We start from the raw sequence: 19126 nt of genomic DNA, 5'->3' as shown, positions 1-19126 counted from the left end.
AGGTGGGACGCTGCGCGTCCCACCCACCCCCGGTGCTGCGCACCGGGGGTGACGCTCCGTTCGCTGCGCTCTCGGAGCTGTGGGCCTGTGGCCCACTTCCCGGGCTTCCGCTTCGCTTCAGCCCGGGCCGGCGGGTCCGCTGCGCTCCCCCGCCTCAACGGTCCTTCCGGCTGCGCCTCCAGTTTCCGGGGCCCGCTGGCGCGGGCCTAGCTGGCTACGGTGGTGGGGCTTGTTCGTGTGGGTTCCAGCGTAGCGCGTGCATCATAAAGATGCAGCATGTAACGTTGGCAGAAGTGCAGGACATGGTCTTCGGTCGTTGAGATTATTCGAGCCACTCTTTCCAGCGGGGATGAGCTGGATCGCAATATCCGTCTTCGATGGCCTGCTGATAAAGCCGCTGCGGGTCATCCGGGGTTCCGAAAGAGGAGAGGGCGCAGTCGGGGTAGACCGGCTGCAGACCATACCAACCAATCGACACTATCAGCATGATCAGGAGGGTCGCGGGAAGGTGCTTCCGCGTAGGAGGACCTGAAATAGGACGGATCATGCAGAGAGCATAGGGCAACTGTCATTTATCTGATTGCCTGAGGGTTCTCTGTGCCCCATGCATACCAGAAGTGGACATTATGACTGCCGTTCAGCTTAGGGAGCATCAGGTAGACCAGCGCTCCGCGTTTCGCAGGTGGGTGGGATTCCCTGCAAGGTCATCTGTGCCCCCGCAGGGTGCCCGGGGCACGATCGTGTCAGCGACCGGCTCGGGCAAGACGATCACGGCCGCCGCGTGCGCGTTGGAGTCGTTCTCGGACGGCCGGATCCTCGTGACGGTGCCGACCCTGGACCTGCTCGCGCAGACCGCCCAGGCGTGGCGGCTGGTGGGCCACACCGCCCCGATGGTCGCGGTGTGCTCGCTGGAGAACGACCCGGCCCTGGGCTCGCTGGGGGTGCGCACCACCACCAACCCGATCCAGCTCGCCCTATGGGCCGGGTCCGGGCCCGTGGTCGTGTTCGCCACGTACGCCTCTCTCGTGGACCGGGAGGACGTCGACGCTCCCGAGGGGCAGCGGAAGGTTCGCGGACCGCTGGAGGCCGCTCTGGCGGGCGGGGAGCGGCTCTACGGCCAGCGCATGGACGGCTTCGACCTCGCCATCGTGGACGAGGCCCACGGAACCGCTGGTGATCTTGGCCGTCCGTGGGCGGCGATCCACGACAACACCCGCATCCCCGCGGACTTCCGGCTGTACCTGACCGCGACCCCGCGCATCCTCGCCGCTCCCCGGCCGCAGAAGGGCGCGGACGGCCAGGAGGTGGAGCTCGCGACCATGGCCGACGACCCGAATGGGACCTACGGCGCATGGCTCGCGGAGCTCGGTCTGAGCGAGGCGATCGAGCGCGAGATCCTCGCCGGGTTCGAGATCGACGTCCTGGAAATCCGCGACCCCTCCCCCGTGCTCGGGGAGTCGGAGGAAGCGCGGCGCGGCCGGCGCCTGGCGCTGCTGCAGACGGCGCTCCTGGAGCACGCCGCCGCCTGGAACCTGCGCACCGTCATGACGTTCCACCAGAAGGTGGAGGAGGCCGCCGCGTTCGCGGAGAAGCTGCCGCAGACCGCTGCCGAGCTGTACATGAACGACGCCTCAGACGAGGACCTGGCGCAGGCGGCAAAGCTCCCCGCGTCGTCAATCGACGCGGAGTTCTACGAGCTGGAGGCCGGCCGCCACGTCCCGCCGGACCGCGTGTGGTCGGCGTGGCTGTGCGGCGACCACCTCGTGTCCGAGCGCCGGGAGGTGCTGCGCCAGTTCGCCAACGGCATCGACGCGGCCGGGCGCAGGGTCCACCGCGCCTTCCTCGCCAGCGTTCGCGTGCTCGGCGAGGGCGTCGACATCACCGGCGAGCGGGGAGTCGAGGCCGTCTGCTTCGCCGACACCCGCGGCTCCCAGGTAGAGATCGTGCAGAACATCGGCCGGGCGCTCCGCCTCAACCGCGACGGGTCCACCAAGGTCGCCAGGATCATCGTGCCGGTCTTCCTGGAGCCCGGTGAGAACCCGACCGACATGGTCGCCAGCGCCTCGTTCCGCCCCCTTGTAGCGGTTCTCCAGGGCCTGCGTTCGCATGACGAACGTCTGGTCGAGCAGCTCGCCTCACGTGCGCTCACGAGCGGCAAGCGCAAGGTCCACGTCCGGCGGGACGAGGACGGACGGATCGTCGGGGCCGGCGGGGAAGGCAACGGCGAGGACCAGGAGGACGACGACACGCAGGCCGCCGCCGACGCCGCCCTGCTCCACTTCTCCAGCCCGCGCGACGCCGCGACCATCGCCGCGTTCCTGCGCACCCGGGTCTACCGGCCGGAGTCCCTGGTGTGGCTGGAGGGCTACCAGGCCCTGATCCGGTGGCGGGCGGAGAACGCGATCACCGGCCTGTACGCCGTTCCGTATGACGTCGAGGTCGAGGTCGGCGTCACCAAGGACTTTCCGCTTGGCCGGTGGGTGCATCAGCAGCGGAAGGCGCTGCGGGCCGGTGAGCTGGAGGAGCGGCGCAAGACGCTGCTCGACTTGCCGGAGGCCGGGATGGTCTGGGAGCCGGGCGAGGAGGCGTGGGAAAACAAGCTCGCCGCGCTGCGGTCCTACCGGCGGGCCATGGGGCACCTCGCACCGCGTCAGGACGCGGTCTGGGGAGAGGGCGAGGCGATGGTGCCGGTCGGCCAGCACATGGCGAACCTGCGCCGCAAGGGCGGTCTGGGAAAGGACACGGAGCGGGCCGCCGTGCGCGCGCAGCAGCTGGCCGCGGTCGACGAGGACTGGAACTGCCCGTGGCCGCTGGACTGGCAGCGGCACTACCGCGTCCTCGCGGACCTGGTCGACGCCGACGGCGTCCTGCCGGCCATCGAACCGGGGGTGCTGTTCGAGGGCGATGACATCGGGCGCTGGCTGGAGCGGCAGAAGAACCCGGGCACCTGGGCGCAGCTGTCGACCGAGCAGCAGCAGCGGCTGTCGAAGCTGGGCGTCCAGCCCGACCAGGCCCCGTCTCCCGCCCCGGCAGCCGCTCGTGCGGCGAAGGCCCCGAGCAAGGTACAGCAGGCGTTCCAGCGGGGCCTGGCAGCCCTCACACAGTGGGTGGAGCGGGAAGGCGCGGACCGGCCCGTGCCGAGGGGGCACAGCGAACAGATCGCGGTCGACGGCGAGGAGGAGCCGGTGACCGTCAAGCTGGGCGTATGGATTTCGAACACGAAATCCAGGAGGGACCGGCTGGACGCCGACCAGCTCGCCGCGCTCGCGAAGCTGGGCATGGACTGGGCGAAACCGGTGGCGGTCCCCCAGGCCGCCCCGGGCAATCCCTGACCGCTTCCAGCGTCGTAACTGGACCCCGGGCCTCAACGGGCCCGGGGTCCGGTGCTGTTCCGAGAGTGCAACGCGCTGCCCCGACCTCAGCTCAGATCGGGTGTTTCCGCAGCTCAGGGCTGCAACACGGGTCTGCAACACGGGGCTCTGTTGCAGCCGGTGTTGCAGTGCCGCGTTGCAGGGCGCGTGCTTCGCCCGGCTGGCCCAGGTGCCGGCGCAGGTTAGACCGATGCCCCGCCCGCCGTGCTCCAAGGCTTCGACCTCCCACTGCACCGGGTGCTCGATGTCGAAGCCGTAGCGGCGGGCGAAGGCCGGCCACCGCGGATCGCCGCGCTTGCCCTCGGTCGCGGGCAGCCCGTACGCGCGCATCTGCTCGTAGGTGAGCAGCACACGCGTGACCCGGCTCCAGCATCCGGTGCGCTGTACCCAGTCGCGTTCGATGTCCTCGCCTGAGCAGTCGAAATCCCCGACGTTTCTCCGGGGCGCCACGAGCGTGCGGTTTGAGTTCACGCAGCTCAGGAGCGGTCAAGACGAGCGTAGCGGGTGCAACAGCTGTGGTGCACGAGGTTGGCCGCGAGTTCACCTGCCCGCGCGGGATTGGGGCCTAGGCCCGTGGACCTGGCGACAACGGCACGGGCCTGGTGTCGTAGTGAGTGGCATGGGACGGCTTTCAAGGGCGGATCAGCGCGAGGCCGGGTCGTGGCGCCAGAACCTGGCACGCCCTGGTCAGATTCTGCGACGGCGCAGGGGGACGGGATTTGACTCAAAGTATCCCCGGCGAAGATCACGCATTGCTAGCCTCCTGCTACAGGCCGGTCATACCCGGCTGTCCGAGCTGACCAGGGGACATCATGACCGCGAACGACGGAATCTCCATCGCCCAGACCACCGAGGGTGCGTTGACGGAGATCACCAACAACGTACAGAGGATTGGAGCGGCCAACGTTCAGTCCTGGGTTGGCACGGGGGCCAATGAGCCGCTCACGTCCCCTGAGGTCGTCACGATCCTCGGTGAGGACACTCTTGCCGAGGTCGCCGAGAAGACCGGAGCCGACAGCGGTGCACTCGCGGAGTATGTGGCAGAGCAGCTGCCGGTGCTGATCGACCAGATTTCCCCGGACGGGCAGATCACCAGTGACCCTGAGGTGCTCGACCAGGCGTTCACTGAGTTCGAGAGCAAGGCCCCGTTCACGGTGCCCACCGCCCGGATCGGAATGGCCGCAGTACGGCCCGCCGAGTTCATCATCCTCCAGTTCACGCAGGGAGTCGACCAGGTCTAGAGATCCGCAGCGTCTCACGCACAGGTGCCCCGAGCCGTCCGTACGGCTCGGGGCACCTGTGCGTGACGTCAGGCGGTCAGCTTCAACGCGGGAGCGATACCACTACCGGGGCCCAGGGAAGCGGCTGGGCGGCAGCCCGCCAGTGCAGTCCGCTGCGCCGACTACCCCTCCCTACGGGCCGGATCGCGGTTGAGCTGGGCCATGAGTTCGCGGTTGGTCGCGCGGGCGGCGTGCAGCTCGTCGCCCTGGTCGTGGAGTTTGAGTTCCAGGTCGACCGCTTGCTGTTCGAGGGTGGTGATCCGGGCCTTGAGCTGCTCGATGTCGTCGGGTGCGCCGATGCCCACCTCGCGCCAGACCTGCTCGCCCAGCACCTCGCCGAGGCGGGCTTCGAGGCTGCGGACCTGGGCGGCGAGCCGGGCTGTGCGGGCGTCGGCCGCCAGGAGGTCGGCCTGCAGGGAGGCCCGGCTGACCGCGGGTCCCCGGCCGCCAGGAACGGCGGGCGGCTCGGCGGCCTGGGCGTGGACCTGGCCGAGGAGGTCGCGGTGGCGGTAGAGGAAGCGGTCGGGGAAGCGGCCCTCGCGGGGCCTGAGCGAGCCGGGAAGACAGCCGCCGGTACATCGACGGCGTGTGCGGCAGGACGCCTTCGGAGACGAGCCGGTACATCACCTGTCGCAATATGACGTCGCCCTCGTAGCTCTCCACGATCTGCCGGGCCCGGTCCACCACGGCTGGCCATCGCACCCGCTCACTCGCCATGCGGTACATGTACCCATCGCCGCGCCGCCACCGACGGCGCGGGCTTGCCCAGGGTGACCTTGGGGTTGCCCGCGCTCCTCGGAGGGCTTGCCCGCGTCAGCCGCGCAGACGTGAGAACCAACCGGTCTTCCGCTGCTCGGGCACGGCCTGGTCCTGCTCCTGGGGCTGCTCCTTGGGCTGGGGCCGGGGGTCGTCCGGCCAGGCTTCCGTCCAGTCGGTGTCGTACCGGCGGTCGCAGTCTCCGCACAGCGTCGGGCGGGCTTCCATGGGAACGGGGCCCCAGCCGGTGCGGTTCACCGCCTTCCACCGCTCGTCGGTGAACGCCGCTTTGCACTCGGTGCAGCGTGGACGACGGGGGAAGCGCAGGAGGTCCGTCTGCTTGGCCCAGTCGGGGAGCGGCTCCTGGTGCTCCTCCTGCCTGCTGGGCGTGGGGACAGCGCTCGCGACGGCGCCGGCCTTGCAGCTGTCGCACAACTGGGGGTGGGAGTCCTTCGGGGTGCCCCAGTCCGTCGCTTGTGCCACCTGCCAGCGTTCGTCGGTGAACTTCTCCCCGCAGCCGGCGCACACGGGACGGCGCGCCTCACGCTCGGCTGCCTGCTTCGCCGCCTGCTCCTGCGCCGCGCGCTGCACCTTCGCCCTGTGCTCCTCCTGAGCACGCGCGGTCTCTTCCCGGGCGCGAGCTTCGACGGCCTCGCGGCGGGGATTGCCGATCGCTTCCCACAGGTGCTGCTTGTGGTCACGGCCGAAGCGGAGGAACACCGGTCCGGCCGGGCCGTGCTCGCGCAGCTGGTTCAGTCCGGTCGCGATGATCGGGATCCTTCCGTCGTAGTCGTGGAAGCCCTTGCGCCTCTGCCCCTGCCACAGGTGCCGGGTGAGCTCCATCAGGCGCGGGACGGTGCGGTTGGGGTTGCGTTCGCCGATCCGGTTGAACACCAGCAGCACCGGCGGGTGTATCGCGTCGCCGGACCAGGTGGCCGGAGCGTTCCAGCGGGTGCGCCACATCGGGCGCTCGCGGCCGTCGGTGTCCTTCACCTTCCGCCGGAAGAACCGGGCGTACTTCTCCAGCTTGTCGGCGAGCTCCTCGGCGGTCTCGTGGCAGTTGTCGACCTCGATGAACAGCAGCGGCACCCGGTCCTGCGGTGCGGTGAGGACGATGTCGGCCTGGGCGCCGCCCTTGCCGGGCGCGTTCCAGGTGCCGGTGGCGGGCAGCGGGACCTCGGTCCAGTACGAGGCGATGGTGCCGATGCCGTCCGGTGCGTCGACGGCGGCCTGGGCGGCGGCGCGGACTTCGGCCGGGTCTTTGGTGAGTCTGGCCATGTTCGGCTTCGGGCGCAGCATCGCGATGACGGTCTCGTTGACGGCCATGGGGTGGGAGGCGCCGCTGGAGCCCGCGCCGCGTGCGGTGGACCCCATCTCCGTCACGGGGCGCTGCAGCTCGTAGGAGGCGGCTTGCAGGCCCTTGGGGGTGAGGTTCCGCAGGGAGTCGCCGGTCTCGGTGGAGCCGCCGTTCTCGGACAGGCCGTGCCCCCGCATGTCGGAGAGCGCGGCGGTGTGCGAGGCGGTGCGGGCCTGCTTCTGCTTCGACGGGGTCGGCTTGTCGGCGTGCCGGAAGGTCAGGTGCGGGGCGCCGATTCGCTGGATCTGATCCGTCGTGGCGACCTTCAGCGCTCCGAGCACGCGCAGCACGTCGCCGCGGTAGCTGTTCGTCGACCCTGCCGGGTTGGTCTTCCTCTTCCCCGCCATCAGCTCTGCTCCCTCGTCGCTCGCGACCGGCCGCCGGCCGATCGCCGCTGCTGGCCGCGCCCGGCCGGGGAGGGCGTCCGGGCCCCCCGGAACCCGATGCTCTCCTCCAATACGGACATCAGGAGGAGAGAAGAGGGTTGTGACGGCGCGGTTTTCGCGCCGATTGCGGCCCTGACAAGGGGTTTTCCTCCGGCTTGGGGTGCCGGGCACCAAAGGGGGTTCCTAAGGGGCCTTCGAAGGGGGCGCCCAGGGATCCCCCTTGGGCTTGCCCGCCAGGGGCCGGCCTTCCGGTGTGATCGGCCCGAGCGGTGCCGCTGCCCGGCCCTCGGGTGGGTGGTCGTCATCGTCTCGTCTCCTTCGCTGCCCCGGCCGGGGCGATCGGTACGAAGGAGGAGCGTGCAGGGGACCCCCTTGTCCGCGGTCTGACCGTGGCCGGTAGCGGGGCCTGGTCAAGGAGAAACGCGACGGCGGGCGAGGCGGTAGCAGAGGTGGACAAGGGGTCGTGGTCGCGCTCGTGGTCGGGCCGACCACCCTGGACAAGGGGGGCCAGGGTGCTTTGCTGCGGGGCTGGCCACTAGGGCCTGTCGGATGGACCGGAGTCCCCGGTCCGGCCCCGGCAAGCACGTCGCCCCGGCACGGGCTTTGAATGGCTCATACCGGGGCGGTGCGAATCTCAGAAGGTCACCTCACGTCGACGTTCACCACGTCCAGCACGTTGGGGACGGCTGCGATTTCTAAGTGCGCGCCTGAACCTTGGCCTTCGGTGCTTCCGCGCTCGTATAGGTGGCGACAACGCAAGGGCGGCGAGCCGACCAGTAGCTTCATGCGCCGGGTCAGACCGGCAAAGCGGTGGGCGGCAGCACCTAACCGGGGGGCAGCAGGACGTTGACGACGTTCGTCACGACGACGACGACGGTGCTGGCCGTGTCGATGACGGAGCCGACGGGAAGGGTGCCGTCGGCTGCGTGGGCAGGGGCGGAGAAGGCTCCGAGAGCGATGGTGGCGAGGGCCGCAGTAGCGGCGATGTGTTTGATCACGTCTCCATAACCGTCGGAATGTGCAGCGGTTACGCCGTCCCGCGCCGCGAGTTCTCCGTCCTCTGTCCACAGGACCGCACGCCAACCATGCGAGGAGCACGCCGCGAGTCCCGCGGCGGCCATCGTAAGGAGAGCTTGATGCCGTACCTGATCGCGCCCCGTACTCCGCTGACGCCCGAGCAGGTGGAGCGGGGCTTCGACTACCTCCTGGCGCTGCAGATGGGCGGCGGCGCCTCTGTCGCCGGGCGGGCGGAAGCCGACCCGGCGCTGGCGTTCGTCCTGCTGCGGCTCGCAGAGGACACCGTCTGGCCCGTCACGGCCGTGAGCGGGGAGGAAGACCCGTGCGCGGACTCCTTCGCCCTGGACGAGGTTGGATGCGCGCTGCTGTCCGCGCTGCGGGACTGGGCACGGGCCTCCCCCACCACGGCGGCGTTGGGCATCGCCCGCACCATCATCCGGTTCACGGTGAACGTCATCCCGGACCCCGACCACCCGGACACCGCCGACACCCTGGAGGCGATGCGTGATGAGCACCTGGTGCTGGCTCACGCGATGCACTCCACACCCGGGGCGCACCAGTAGCCGCACCACGGTGGGGGTGTGGGCGCGCACCCACCCGGTGCGCACCAACTCCATCCGGTGCGCGCCACCGTCCATCCGGTGCGCATCCACTCAGTGGGTGGTGCGCACCGGTGCGGCCGGCGGCGCGGGAGTGGTGCGCAACGGGTGGGTGGGTGCGGTGGAGTGGACCCAGTGGAGGCATCGCGTTTCACCTTGACACGGGCCGAGGACCCTGTTGGCCAATTCGAGTGGCGACGTACACGCTCCGACATCGTTGTTTGAGCATCCGGCGAGGTACCGGGATCGAGCAGCATCGTGGGAGGGCAGCAGTTCACTGAGAACAAGCAACTAGGGGCGGGTGATCGCCTTGATCCCTAGACTTCGAGTACTGACCATCTATCAGGAGCGTCGCATATGACACTGCACTCATTCGTCAGGGAGGCTGGCGAGAAGCTGGTCGGCTTCCTCGACCCGGGGAACGCCGAAGCCGAGGCTCAGCTGAAGCAGCACATCGAGGCGGTGGGCCTCGGGTCGCCGAACATCGGGGCATCCGTCGAAGGCGACAAGGTCGTTCTGAAGGGAGAGGTGGCGTCGCAGGAGGAGGCAGAAAAGCTCGTACTCGTCACGGGCAACATCCACGGCGTGGCGAATGTGGAAGACCAACTGACGGTCACAGGGCCTACCACAGCAGTGTCCCGCTTCACGACTGTTAGAAAGGGCGACACTCTTCCTTCGATCGCGAAGGCTCAGTACGGGGACGCAAATCGCTACAACTGGATCTTCGAGGCCAACAAGCCCATGCTGAGCCACCCGGACAGGATCTACCCCGGTATGGTCCTCCGGCTGCCGAACTGAGTTGCTACACCCATACCGCCGGTGTGCTGCAAGGAGCGCACCGGCGCCTGCCGGTAGCTGTTGGCCGATTCCGTTGTGGTCGCACTCGGCGCGGAGTCGTTGATCCGATCATCCGGCGTTGCCGGGGTTGGACAGCGTCGGGGAGGCGTCAGTGTCGCTGCGTACGAGCGGGCCGGGCCGGATTCCGGAGACGACGCGGAGGATCGCCGAAGCCGCCTTACCTCAAGGCAGCCTGGCGATCAGGGTGCGTGATGCGCTGGGTGAGCTGTTCCGCGACGAGGACTTCGCTGATCTGTTCCCCCAGCGGGGTCGGCCGGCCCTGTCTCCGGCGGTTCTCTCCCTGGTGTCGATCCTGCAGTTCACCGAGGGACTGTCTGACCGTCAGGCTGCCCTGGCTGCCAGGGCACGTATCGACTGGAAGTACGCCCTCGGCCTGGAGCTCGAGGACCCAGGGTTCGACCATTCAGTGCTGAGCGAGTTCCGAGATCGGCTGGTCGAAGGCAGCGCAGAGACCCGCATCACGGACGCCGTGCTGGCTGCCGCCTCGGAGGCCGGCTTGCTGAAGACTCGCGGCCGCCAACGCACCGACAGCACGCACGTGCTGTCGGCAGTCCGCGGACTGAACCGTCTGGAACTGGTCGGCGAGACCCTGCGAGCAGCCCTGAACGCGCTGGCCGTGGCCGCGCCACGGTGGCTTGCCGAACTGGCCGACGACGGGTGGTTCAAGCGGTACTCCTACCGGATCGAGGACTACCGGCTTCCGCAGGCAAAGACCGAGCGCATCGAGAGGGGACACGAGATCGGAAACGACGGCATGCGCCTGCTGCAGGCCATCTTCCACCCGACCACACCCGGATGGCTCCGCCAGGTCCCGGCCGTGGAAACGCTCCGCCGGACCTGGGTCCAGGAGTTCCAGATCGAGGACGACACCGTCCGTTGGCGTCACCCGAAGAACATTGCGCCTGCTGGCCAACGCCCGGTCTCGCCCTACGACAGCGTCGCCCGCGCCGGATCCAAGCGAGACACCGACTGGTCAGGATGGAAGGTCCACATCACCGAGACGTGCGAGCCCGACCACCCCAACCTCATCACCCACGTGCTCACCACGACGGCCCCCATCCACGACGTCCAGGTGACCGACACCATCCACGAGGGTCTCGCCGAGCAGAACCTGCTGCCGGCTGAACACTTCGTCGACTCTGGCTACACCGAGGCCCGCGTCCTCGTCTCCGCCCGACGCGACTACAACATCGACGTCGTCGGACCGGTCCAGGGCACCGCGGCCTGGCAAGCCAAAGACGGAGACGGATTCACACAGGAGAGCTTCACCATCGACTGGCAGGCCCAGGAGGTGAGCTGTCCAAACGGCAAGCGCAGCAGGGGCTGGTCCGCCAGCAACAGCCAGACCGGAGCCCCCGTCATTCGGGTCTGGTTCTCCATCAACGACTGCGGACCCTGCCCCGTCCGCACCCAGTGCACGCGCGGCACCGGCAGAATCGGCAGACGCCTGACCTTCAGAAACCGCGAAGAACTTGAAGCGCTCCGCAAGGCACGCGAAGAGCAGAAGACGGACGAGTGGCGGCGGCGCTACCAGGCCCGCGCGGGCATCGAGAGCACGATCTCGCAGGGCGTCCGGCAGATGGGGCTACGACGGGCTCGCTACCACGGCGCAACCAAGACGCACCTTCAGCACCAGTTCACAGCCGCAGCCCTCAACCTCACACGCATCGACGCCTGGATCACCGAGACACCGCGGGGCAGCAGCCGCACCTCCCACTTCCGCCGACTGCGACCGCCCAATGACCCTTTGACCGCAGACCACCGAGCAGACATTTCGGACTGCATCTCCCCTTGACACACGACGTTTCCCCTTGACCTGCAGGGCCCCCTGTGGAATTGGCCAACAGGGTCACGGGCCGAGGTCAAGGAGAAATGCGGCAGGCGCCCACCGGGTGGATGCCATCTTCCCCGGCGATGGCATCCACTCCCGCACGATGTCGTCCACTCCACCGAGTGGGCTCCACTCAGTGGAGTGGATGCCGCGCACGGTGTCCTCCACTCCGATGCGGTGGACTCCACTCCACCGAGTGGAGTCCACCGCGTCGTCGGTGCGCACCACCGCACCGGCGCCCGGCATCGGGTCCACTCGGTGGGCTCCACTCGGTGGACGAGATGTACCCCTGACACCTCCGCCGGCCCCGAACCCGAAGCAGACCTCTTCCTCCGGCTATCGCGGACAAAGACACCTCATGTAGTTAAGCCGTCAAGCCGCCGCCCCATCTCCCCCGCAGAACCTCGGCCCAGTCGCCAGCTTCCGGACCCGGATCTTCCCACTGTGGCACCGGGCTGGGAGCCGTCTCGATCAGGTGAACGAGCGTCCAGGCGACGCCGTAGCAGTCGTCAGGACCGAAGCAGGTGGCCAGGGCAGTCGCCTCTTCGGAGGTGACAGGACGGGAGATCGTCCTCAGCTGGCGTTCACGCCGGTCGATCTCTTCCTCGCTCGCGTCCCAGTCGGGAAGCGGTCCATCGGCAACGAAAGCCTGCACTTCGGGTCTCATGGCCGAATGATCGTCTCCCCTGCCGCCCGTGGACAAGCTGCCCCGTTCTGCTTCACGCATTGGCTGTTCCTGCTGGCTGGGGCTCTGCAGGGAAGGCGATCGCTTCATCGAACGGAACCCCTGCCAAGAGGCAGTGGTGGAGCTGGCCGAGCATGCGGTTGAAGAGGTGCCGCAGCGCCTGCATGTGCCAGTCCCCGCCGGTCCGTCGTCGCCGGTAGTGGGCGTCGGCGCCGGCCGAGCCGCTGAGGGAGGCGAAGGCCCAGAGGTGGCCGACGTGGTTGAGCCGGTTGTTCTTGACGAACCGGCGTCCGACGTAGTGGCGCTTGCCGGAAGCGCGGGTGATGGGGGCAGCGCCCGCGTATGCCTTCAGCCCTCCGGCGGTGGCGAACCGGGTACGGTCGTCGCCGATCTCAGCGAGGATCCGTGCGCCGATCTGGGAGCCGATGCCGGGGAAGCTCAGCATGATCGTGGCGTCGGGATGGGCTCGGAAGGCTTCCTCCGTGGCTTCGCCGAGATCGGCGACTGCTTCGCAGGCGGCGTCCAGCTGCAGAAGCAGGGCCGCGGCCTGCTTGCCCATCGCGTCTTCGACCAGCGGGACGTGGTGCGGGGCTTCGCGGCGGAAAAGCTGCTGCAGCCGCTCGGCATCGGCCTCGATGTTCCTGCGGCGGCCGGCCCGTTTCATCATGGCTGTCAGGCGCCAGAGCGGCAGCTTGGCAGCCAGCGCGGGCGTCGGTGCCACCGCCAGGATCCGGCGGGCGTCCGGGCGGGCCAGACCGCCCTGCTTGTCCTTGAACGCCTCCAGGAACGCCGGGAAGTACTCACGCAGCAGGGAACGGAGCTGGTTGCAGAGCTGCTGCCGGCTCCAGACCGCGTCCTGCTGGGCTCGGGCCAGGACGGCCACGGCCTGGGCAAGATCGGTGTCGGCAGCCAGCGGCCGGTGCATCGGCATGTCCGTGCGGATGATGTTGGCGAGCACGAGCGCGTCGCCGGGGTCAGACTTCTTGCGGCTCACCCCGTGGCGGTCGCGGTAGCGGGAGGCCGCCATCGGGTTGACCGCGAAGATCTGCCGAGGCCCCTGCCTCAGCGTGGCCACCAGCAGACCGCGGCTGGTCTCGATCGCCACCGGGATCGGCGCCTCGGCGGTGTCCCCGTGCTCGGCCAGGAGGTCCAGCAGCAGCCGGTAGCCATCCAGGTCGTCGCCGATGCGGCACTTGGCCAGCAGCTTGCCGGTGCCGTCGACGAGCGCGACGTCGTGGTGCCCCTCCGCCCAGTCGATCCCGCAGAACACATCCATGGATCCCGCCCCTTCGCCGGTGCTGTTCTCGAACGCGAGCACACGGGACCGCACGGCGCACTAATTCCAGGACTCCAAGGTCCGCCACCTCATCAGCCGTGCGCGGCACCGCAAGGCCGCACGGGCGCACGCCGTGTCCAGAGCTCAAGGCTCGTGAGGAAGAACGCGTCACCATGCGGCAGCTCATCCATCGAGGATCCCGAACCCGAGGGGCCCGCGGGGGCAGAACGTGCGAGGACCGGCCGACGCCCAGCGCCACCAGTCTTTGCAAAGACCTCGCACGGTCGGAGGTGTCGTAGGGGTCACCACGGCACCGACCGGACCACACACGTCCTGCCCCGGGCTGGACAACGCCGCCCCGGGCCCCTCAGAGATCCAGAACCTCTAATTACTAACGAATTAGAGGTGTCGTTCTGCGAAGGGGGCTTGCCCATGACCTCTGACCTGCACGAATGCAAGATCACCAGATTCTGGGGGTCCCACTCCCGGTCACACCTTCGGTCCCCCGCCTAGTGCAACCGTGCAGACAACCCTCCAGCCTCCTTCCGGTGCAACCCTCCAGCGGGCCGACGCGGCCTCCAGCCGGAGAGGCTTGCCCAGGTGGGCCGGGCGGGTGAAGGCCGGCCCTGCGGCGTACCTGGGGTGCCGGGTAACCGGTTGGGGTGGAGCGGACCGACCGGCCCGTGCACGAGGTCACGTCTGCGAGGCAGGGCATGGGACGTCACAAGCAGCACAAGCCGCGCCGCGAGAACAGCGTCCGGCCGTCCACGGAGTGGTTCGGCACCGCGTTCCACTCCGTTCTGGGGATGGTGCACCTGGACGTCCGCCAGTCCGGCAACGGCATCCTGATCACCTCCTCCCCCGCCGAGATCGACGGCGCCCGTTTGAAATGAAGTGGCGCCACTGGTGCCCTGTTGCTTGGATGCCCGGCGTGACTTCTACTGATTTTGACGATCATCCCGAGCGGGCATTGCTGGACCAGCTCGAGGAGTACTACGACGCGGTCCCGCGCCACGGCGCCCGAGTTGAGGACCACGGGCCGCTGACCCTGTTCGTGCGGGAGGGCCAGGGCTGGCCGTTCTACGCACGTCCCGCACGGGGATGGACCGGACCTCTGGAGGCCACCGACGTGCAGAAGGTCCGTGCCCGCCAGCGGGAGCTGGGGATCCCGGAGAGTTTCGAATGGGTCGCGGAGACCACGCCCACGCTGCGGGCAGCAGTGGAGGAGTCGGGACTCATGGTCCACGAACATCCGCTGATGGTGCTCGATCCCGGTACTCCCGCAACTCCATTGGAGGAGTTGTCCGGCAACATATCCGTGCGAATCGTAGGCGCGGACGATCCGATACTGCCCAGCGCCCTGGCCGTTCCTCACCTCGCCTTCGCCGAGCCTGGAACCCACGTCGGTCACGCGGGAGCACCACAACTGGCGGAAGCGATCGACGCCCGGGTCGCCGACGGATCGGTGGAACGCACGATCGTGCGTATCCGGGCAGGTCTGACGGCGGTCGCCGCAGCTGTCGAGCATGGATCAGCGCTGTCCGCAGGCCAGCACCAACCACTCACAGGAGTCAGCGAGATCGTCGGCGTCGGAACACTCCCCGCAGCTCGCCGTCGCGGTCTCGCACTCGCGGTCACCGAGGCACTGGTGGCCGACGCCCGATCGCGGGGTGCGGCAACCGTCTTCCTGTCGGCAAGTGACGACGACGTTGCGCGGGTCTACGCCCGACTCGGCTTCCGCAAGATCGGTACGGCGCTGATCGCCGAACCCGCCGAATAAGTCGGCTCCGTCCACTTCGCAGTGGCGTTACTTCTCACCGACATTTTCGGGCTCTGTTATCGACAAGTGGTGTCCGAACTCGGATACAGACGGTGCCCGTTTTCACCTACGAAGCCACCGGGGAGAACCTCCCGCGGATCGTGCCGCTGCTCAACCCGGACTCCCCGCCCGGGGACGAGGTAGATGACTGTCTGCCGTGCCCCGGCTGCTACCGGCCCGTCTACGACAGCTCCTCCTCGCACACCCGCATCGGCGCCACCCCGTTCCCTCTGGCCGGGCTGTGCAGGCTGTGCGCCGACGGGACCACACTCCGCTCGCTGCGCCAGGCCGACCTCGTCCCCGTCGACCCGGAACAGCTCGTCGTCCTGGAGACCGTGGCCCCCGCGATGGCGTAATCGGCCTCTGGGCAAGCCTCTTCTCGAGGGTGCTTGCCCAGGGTCGCCTCAGGCTTGCCCGGCCGCCGGCCAGCGGGCGGGCCAGGCCGGTGCCGTCGCAGTGGAAGCACCGGCCGCCGCCGGGCGTGCTGGGGGCGCCGATGGTGCCGACGGCCTGGCGCAGGAGCTGGGTGAGGCCGTGAACGTGGGCCGGGTGCAGCGTGAGTTCGTCACGAGCGCCCACCACGATTTCCAGCGTCTCCCCGGCGAGAGCCTGCCTGTCGTCCGATTCTCGGGCGGGGACCACATGCACCGCGCAGTGATGCGCGGCCTTGCCGGCATCCGTCCCCGCCCAGAGCTCGGGCACCCGAGCCTCCCTCGTCGATCGGTTGACTGGTCCCTGCAGACGACCACGCCGACGTGTCCTTACGCAGCGATCTTGGTTCGCTCATCCCAATGAGTGGCCGTGTCGTCGCGGGGCACTGGGCGGCAATCAGTCAGAGCCACACCTTCGGCATGAGCGCCGTCCAGCCACACCCAGGCCCCCGGGTCTCCCGATCGTACGAATGACCGGAATCAACCCGCCAACACGGTAAGGAGCGTCGTAGTTGGCCAGCCTGGCCAACCGGCTACTCAGCCGCGAGTCATCAGCCAGGTGGTCCGGTGCACATCGTGGGGCCGCCGCAGCGACCCCGGGGAGGATCCGGCCGGGTTTGGCGCTAGATCCGCGATCTTCATACCGGTTCGGTGACTGGGCTGTATTGCTACGTCAGGGGTTTCCGTTCCCGTTCTGCCAGTTCTCTCTGATGACCAGGTTTCCCGCTTCGGCCGGTTCGCCGCTGATCCGATCGGCAACCCGGCCCCCACGCCGCGCCCCGTGCCGCTCACTGCTTCGTCAGAAGCAGCCCGGGAAGCGCGATGACCGGAGCCGCCCGGTTGCCGTCGACGATGTGCACCTGGGTCGCGGGTCCGCCCGGGATGCACGCGAGCGCGCCCTCGCGGTGTAGCCACAGCTGAACCGAAGTCGACATCTGCGGGTAGTCGAAGGCCCATCTGCCCTGCTCCGTGCACGTCCCGACCCGCAGGGTGTATTCACCACCGTCCCCGTGCTCCATCTGCTCGGCCAGGGTCAGAGACGCAGTGTCGTTCGAGGCGGTCCACACTCCCGGATAGTCCGTGTAGGGCCCGGAGTAGGAGCCGCAGACCGACGCCACCAGCACGACGACGGCGATTGCGACTGCGGCGCGGGGCGGCTGGATCGACAGCCTCGTCGGGCTGCCGGTGCACAGGACAGTGGCCGCGCTTGAGGCGGCCATCGCGACGGCGCACCAGACGACCCAGGGCCCCGAGCCCGCCCTGACCAGCATGACCAGGAGTGCGAGCGCGAGGATCCACGAGGCGGCTGCCCGCCAGACGGCAGTGGTGTTCCGGGCATTGCGCAGCGTCAGCACCACGACCACGATCGGCAGGACCGCCAGGGTCATGGCGAGGAGCATTGCGCACACCAAGACGAGAGTCCCCTCGAATTCCGGCATCAGCCTGGTGGTGTCCGCCAACGCGAACGTTCCCACCAGCCCCCCGACCTCCACCGCGAGCGCCGACCACAGCACGACGGCGAGCCAGCGGCCCGTCGTTCCTTCCCCCACCAAAGGCCCCCAGGATTTGAGCACGTTCAATTAGTGGAGTGCATGGTACTGGACCCTGCCATCCCGTCAGGGAGCAGGTGCACGGAGCCGGACCTGCCCACCGCACGGAGCAGTGGGTGATCTCCAACGCCGACCGCCACGCAGGCGGCGCCACCGCCCTCCAGATCACCGCCTGGACCGGAATCGTCACCGTCGAAGTCCGCGACCGCTCGACCACCCCGCCACGGATCACGGCCTGGGCCCCCGATACACCCGGCGGCTTCGGCTGGCGACTGGTCAACCAGCTCGCCACCACCGACATCCGCATCCACCCCGACGGCAAAACCGTCACAGCCATGCTCACCGCGCCCTCGACCAGCCGGCCCTGACCCCACCGGCGCTCAGCCGATCTCCCCCAGGACCACCGCGCGCACCCCGCACCCATGCCCACGCCCACGGATGCGCGGCGAGGCTGGCCAGCCTGGTGGCCAGGGCGGGCGGTCATCGCGTGTGACGGTGCCGGCCGTGCTTGTGGTCTTCGCCGGTCGTCAGCAGCACGAGGGCCAGACCAAGAGGCAGCAGAAACAGCAGCAACAAAGTCATGCCACCGCATGTGCCCACCCGAAAGCAGCCAACACAGAGTCCTCCAGGCGCCCGCAGGGCATTCCGAGGAACCGGACATCCAGTGGCCGACCAGGCATGCGTCGAGCGCACGGGCGCGGGACCGGATCCGGCCGCAACGCCTGTCGAGGGCGGCCGGCTTCTCCAGACGGCAGCCGGCCGGGGCTGGCTGCCGTCGTTACCTTCTCACCGGTAAATCGTTTCTCCGATTGTCGCGCCGGAATGCACACCGCTCCCCCGCGGTACCGCGACACCGGCCCGGGCGCCACCCTTTCCCCCCTGGCTCCCGGGCCCCACCGCTCCGAGCCGGCCACATCCGGCCGAGTACGCGACGACGGGACGACACCGGTGCAGCAGGGCAAGATGCCGCGCTTGCCCACCGCCCCTAGCCCTGGCTTTCAGCGCACGTCGCCGAGCCCGGGAGAGACAGGGCGCACCGTCGTGCCCTTGCCTGTCCGGCCGGCGGAAGTCGAGGCGCTTGTCTCAGGTGCGGTGTCGGCGGCAGCCCGCCGTCCAGGCGGCCGCCGACACCTGGCACCGGTCAGTGGTGGCGGCGGCCCCAGGACTCGGTGTCGACGGTGCGGCCGCGGTCATCGCGCAGGGTCGCGGTGTCGGCGCGGTTGTCCCAGACGTAGTCGCGGCTGTTCTGGAACAGGTCGGTGCGGGTGTTGTGGCCGGATCCGGTGTGGATTCGGAGGGTGGCCCGGCCGTTGATACGGATGTTGTCGAAGCGGTAGCCATTGCCGTCCTCGTCCCGCAGGGTCCAGCCGCGGAGGTTGATCGCGTCGCGGGTGGTGTTGGTGATCTCCACCCACTCCGCGTTCAGGGACCGGTTGGAGCGGTCGTCGCGTCCGGGGCTGTCGGCCTGGACCCGGGAGATCTCCACCCGCGGCCGCTGCTGGTGGTGGCGGTCGTGGTCCTGCGCGGCCGCCGGCAGAGCTGCGGCGCCGACGACGGTGCCGGCGGCCAGGAGGGTGGCGGCGATACGGCGGACGGAGGAAGAAACATGCGACATGGGTGGCGCTCCCTCAAGAACAGCCCTCCACCAGCCGAAACGGGTAGCTGGAGGCGCTTTTCGGTGTCGGCCCGGTTGAGCCGAGGGCCACACTCTCGACCCGACACGACCCCGGGCGCACCCCCCGCATACGCCGGTTACCAGACACGGACATATCCGTCACACTCACCTGCATAATGCACGCATACCGGCTGATCGTAGCCCTGACATTCACTGAGCGCTACACCCACCCACACCGGAAGCCGTGATTCCTGTTCGTACGCCCCGGCGCACCACCAGGCGCACTTGCCCGCCG

Annotated in this window: 17 protein-coding genes; 9 read left to right on the top strand and 8 right to left on the bottom strand. The window is 68.9% G+C overall.

Annotation, left to right across the window (positions count from 1 at the left end):
• Positions 1 to 322 precede the first annotated feature (322 nt).
• Positions 323 to 487 (bottom strand): hypothetical protein, encoded by a 165-nt coding sequence (locus ACIBAD_RS35605; protein ID WP_398911065.1) that lies wholly within the window; start codon positions 485 to 487, stop codon positions 323 to 325.
• Between the two features lie 139 nt (positions 488 to 626).
• On the opposite strand from ACIBAD_RS35605, the gene ACIBAD_RS35600 reads away from it, so the two are divergent.
• Entirely contained in the window at positions 627 to 3332 is a 2706-nt protein-coding gene (locus tag ACIBAD_RS35600) for a Helicase associated domain protein (protein WP_398911063.1), read from the top strand.
• Positions 3333 to 4183: 851 nt separating this feature from the next.
• Positions 4184 to 4612 (top strand): YidB family protein, encoded by a 429-nt coding sequence (locus ACIBAD_RS35595; RefSeq protein ID WP_398911061.1) that lies wholly within the window; start codon positions 4184 to 4186, stop codon positions 4610 to 4612.
• Between the two features lie 161 nt (positions 4613 to 4773).
• On the opposite strand, the gene ACIBAD_RS35590 is transcribed toward ACIBAD_RS35595, so the two are convergent.
• The 3 genes from ACIBAD_RS35590 to ACIBAD_RS35580 form a co-directional block, all read right to left on the bottom strand.
• On the bottom strand, positions 4774 to 4983 hold the full coding sequence (locus tag ACIBAD_RS35590; RefSeq protein ID WP_398911059.1) for a hypothetical protein: 210 nt from the start codon (positions 4981 to 4983) through the stop codon (positions 4774 to 4776).
• A 481-nt stretch (positions 4984 to 5464) separates the two neighbouring features.
• Positions 5465 to 7111, bottom strand: a complete 1647-nt coding sequence (locus tag ACIBAD_RS35585) for a replication-relaxation family protein (protein ID WP_398911056.1) — start codon at positions 7109 to 7111, stop codon at positions 5465 to 5467.
• Between the two features lie 863 nt (positions 7112 to 7974).
• On the bottom strand, positions 7975 to 8148 hold the full coding sequence (locus tag ACIBAD_RS35580; protein WP_398911054.1) for a hypothetical protein: 174 nt from the start codon (positions 8146 to 8148) through the stop codon (positions 7975 to 7977).
• Positions 8149 to 8286: 138 nt separating this feature from the next.
• Here ACIBAD_RS35580 and ACIBAD_RS35575 point away from each other — a divergent pair, with 138 nt between their 5' ends.
• From ACIBAD_RS35575 to ACIBAD_RS35565, 3 genes are all read left to right on the top strand, one after another.
• Positions 8287 to 8730, top strand: a complete 444-nt coding sequence (locus ACIBAD_RS35575) for a hypothetical protein (RefSeq protein ID WP_398911052.1) — start codon at positions 8287 to 8289, stop codon at positions 8728 to 8730.
• 393 nt (positions 8731 to 9123) lie between these two features.
• Positions 9124 to 9564 carry a peptidoglycan-binding protein LysM gene (lysM, locus tag ACIBAD_RS35570; RefSeq protein WP_398911050.1) on the top strand — a complete coding sequence of 147 codons (441 nt, stop codon included), beginning with the start codon at positions 9124 to 9126 and terminating at the stop codon, positions 9562 to 9564.
• Positions 9565 to 9715: 151 nt separating this feature from the next.
• Positions 9716 to 11419, top strand: coding sequence for an IS1182 family transposase (locus ACIBAD_RS35565; RefSeq protein ID WP_398911048.1), 1704 nt, complete (start codon positions 9716 to 9718; stop codon positions 11417 to 11419).
• Between the two features lie 400 nt (positions 11420 to 11819).
• Here ACIBAD_RS35565 and ACIBAD_RS35560 read toward each other — a convergent pair whose 3' ends face one another.
• A complete protein-coding gene (locus ACIBAD_RS35560) occupies positions 11820 to 12122 on the bottom strand; it encodes a hypothetical protein (RefSeq protein ID WP_398911046.1) in 303 nt (100 codons plus the stop codon).
• A 52-nt stretch (positions 12123 to 12174) separates the two neighbouring features.
• Entirely contained in the window at positions 12175 to 13416 is a 1242-nt protein-coding gene (locus ACIBAD_RS35555; protein WP_398911044.1) for an IS110 family transposase, read from the bottom strand.
• A gap of 713 nt (positions 13417 to 14129) precedes the next feature.
• Here ACIBAD_RS35555 and ACIBAD_RS35550 point away from each other — a divergent pair.
• From ACIBAD_RS35550 to ACIBAD_RS35540, 3 genes are all read left to right on the top strand, one after another.
• Positions 14130 to 14309 (top strand): hypothetical protein, encoded by a 180-nt coding sequence (locus ACIBAD_RS35550; protein ID WP_134066981.1) that lies wholly within the window; start codon positions 14130 to 14132, stop codon positions 14307 to 14309.
• Between the two features lie 29 nt (positions 14310 to 14338).
• Entirely contained in the window at positions 14339 to 15196 is an 858-nt protein-coding gene (locus ACIBAD_RS35545) for a GNAT family N-acetyltransferase (RefSeq protein WP_134066983.1), read from the top strand.
• Between the two features lie 92 nt (positions 15197 to 15288).
• A complete protein-coding gene (locus tag ACIBAD_RS35540; protein WP_398911042.1) occupies positions 15289 to 15591 on the top strand; it encodes a hypothetical protein in 303 nt (100 codons plus the stop codon).
• An 863-nt stretch (positions 15592 to 16454) separates the two neighbouring features.
• Here the strand turns inward: ACIBAD_RS35540 and ACIBAD_RS35535 are convergent.
• Complete coding sequence (locus tag ACIBAD_RS35535; protein WP_398911040.1) at positions 16455 to 17216, bottom strand: hypothetical protein; 762 nt, start codon at positions 17214 to 17216, stop codon at positions 16455 to 16457.
• Positions 17217 to 17332: 116 nt separating this feature from the next.
• Here ACIBAD_RS35535 and ACIBAD_RS35530 point away from each other — a divergent pair, with 116 nt between their 5' ends.
• Positions 17333 to 17584, top strand: a complete 252-nt coding sequence (locus ACIBAD_RS35530) for an ATP-binding protein (protein ID WP_134066987.1) — start codon at positions 17333 to 17335, stop codon at positions 17582 to 17584.
• Between the two features lie 773 nt (positions 17585 to 18357).
• On the opposite strand, the gene ACIBAD_RS35525 is transcribed toward ACIBAD_RS35530, so the two are convergent.
• The gene (locus tag ACIBAD_RS35525; RefSeq protein WP_398911037.1) at positions 18358 to 18831 is read right to left on the bottom strand and encodes a lamin tail domain-containing protein; all 474 of its coding nucleotides are present in this window, start codon (positions 18829 to 18831) and stop codon (positions 18358 to 18360) included.
• Positions 18832 to 19126 lie beyond the last annotated feature (295 nt).

It is taken from the genome of Streptomyces sp. NPDC051109 (genome assembly GCF_044455885.1).
Taxonomy (GTDB): Bacteria; Actinomycetota; Actinomycetes; order Streptomycetales; family Streptomycetaceae; genus Streptomyces.
The sequence above is the reverse complement of the archived record's forward strand: the minus strand, read 5'-3'. Positions and strand labels throughout refer to the sequence as shown.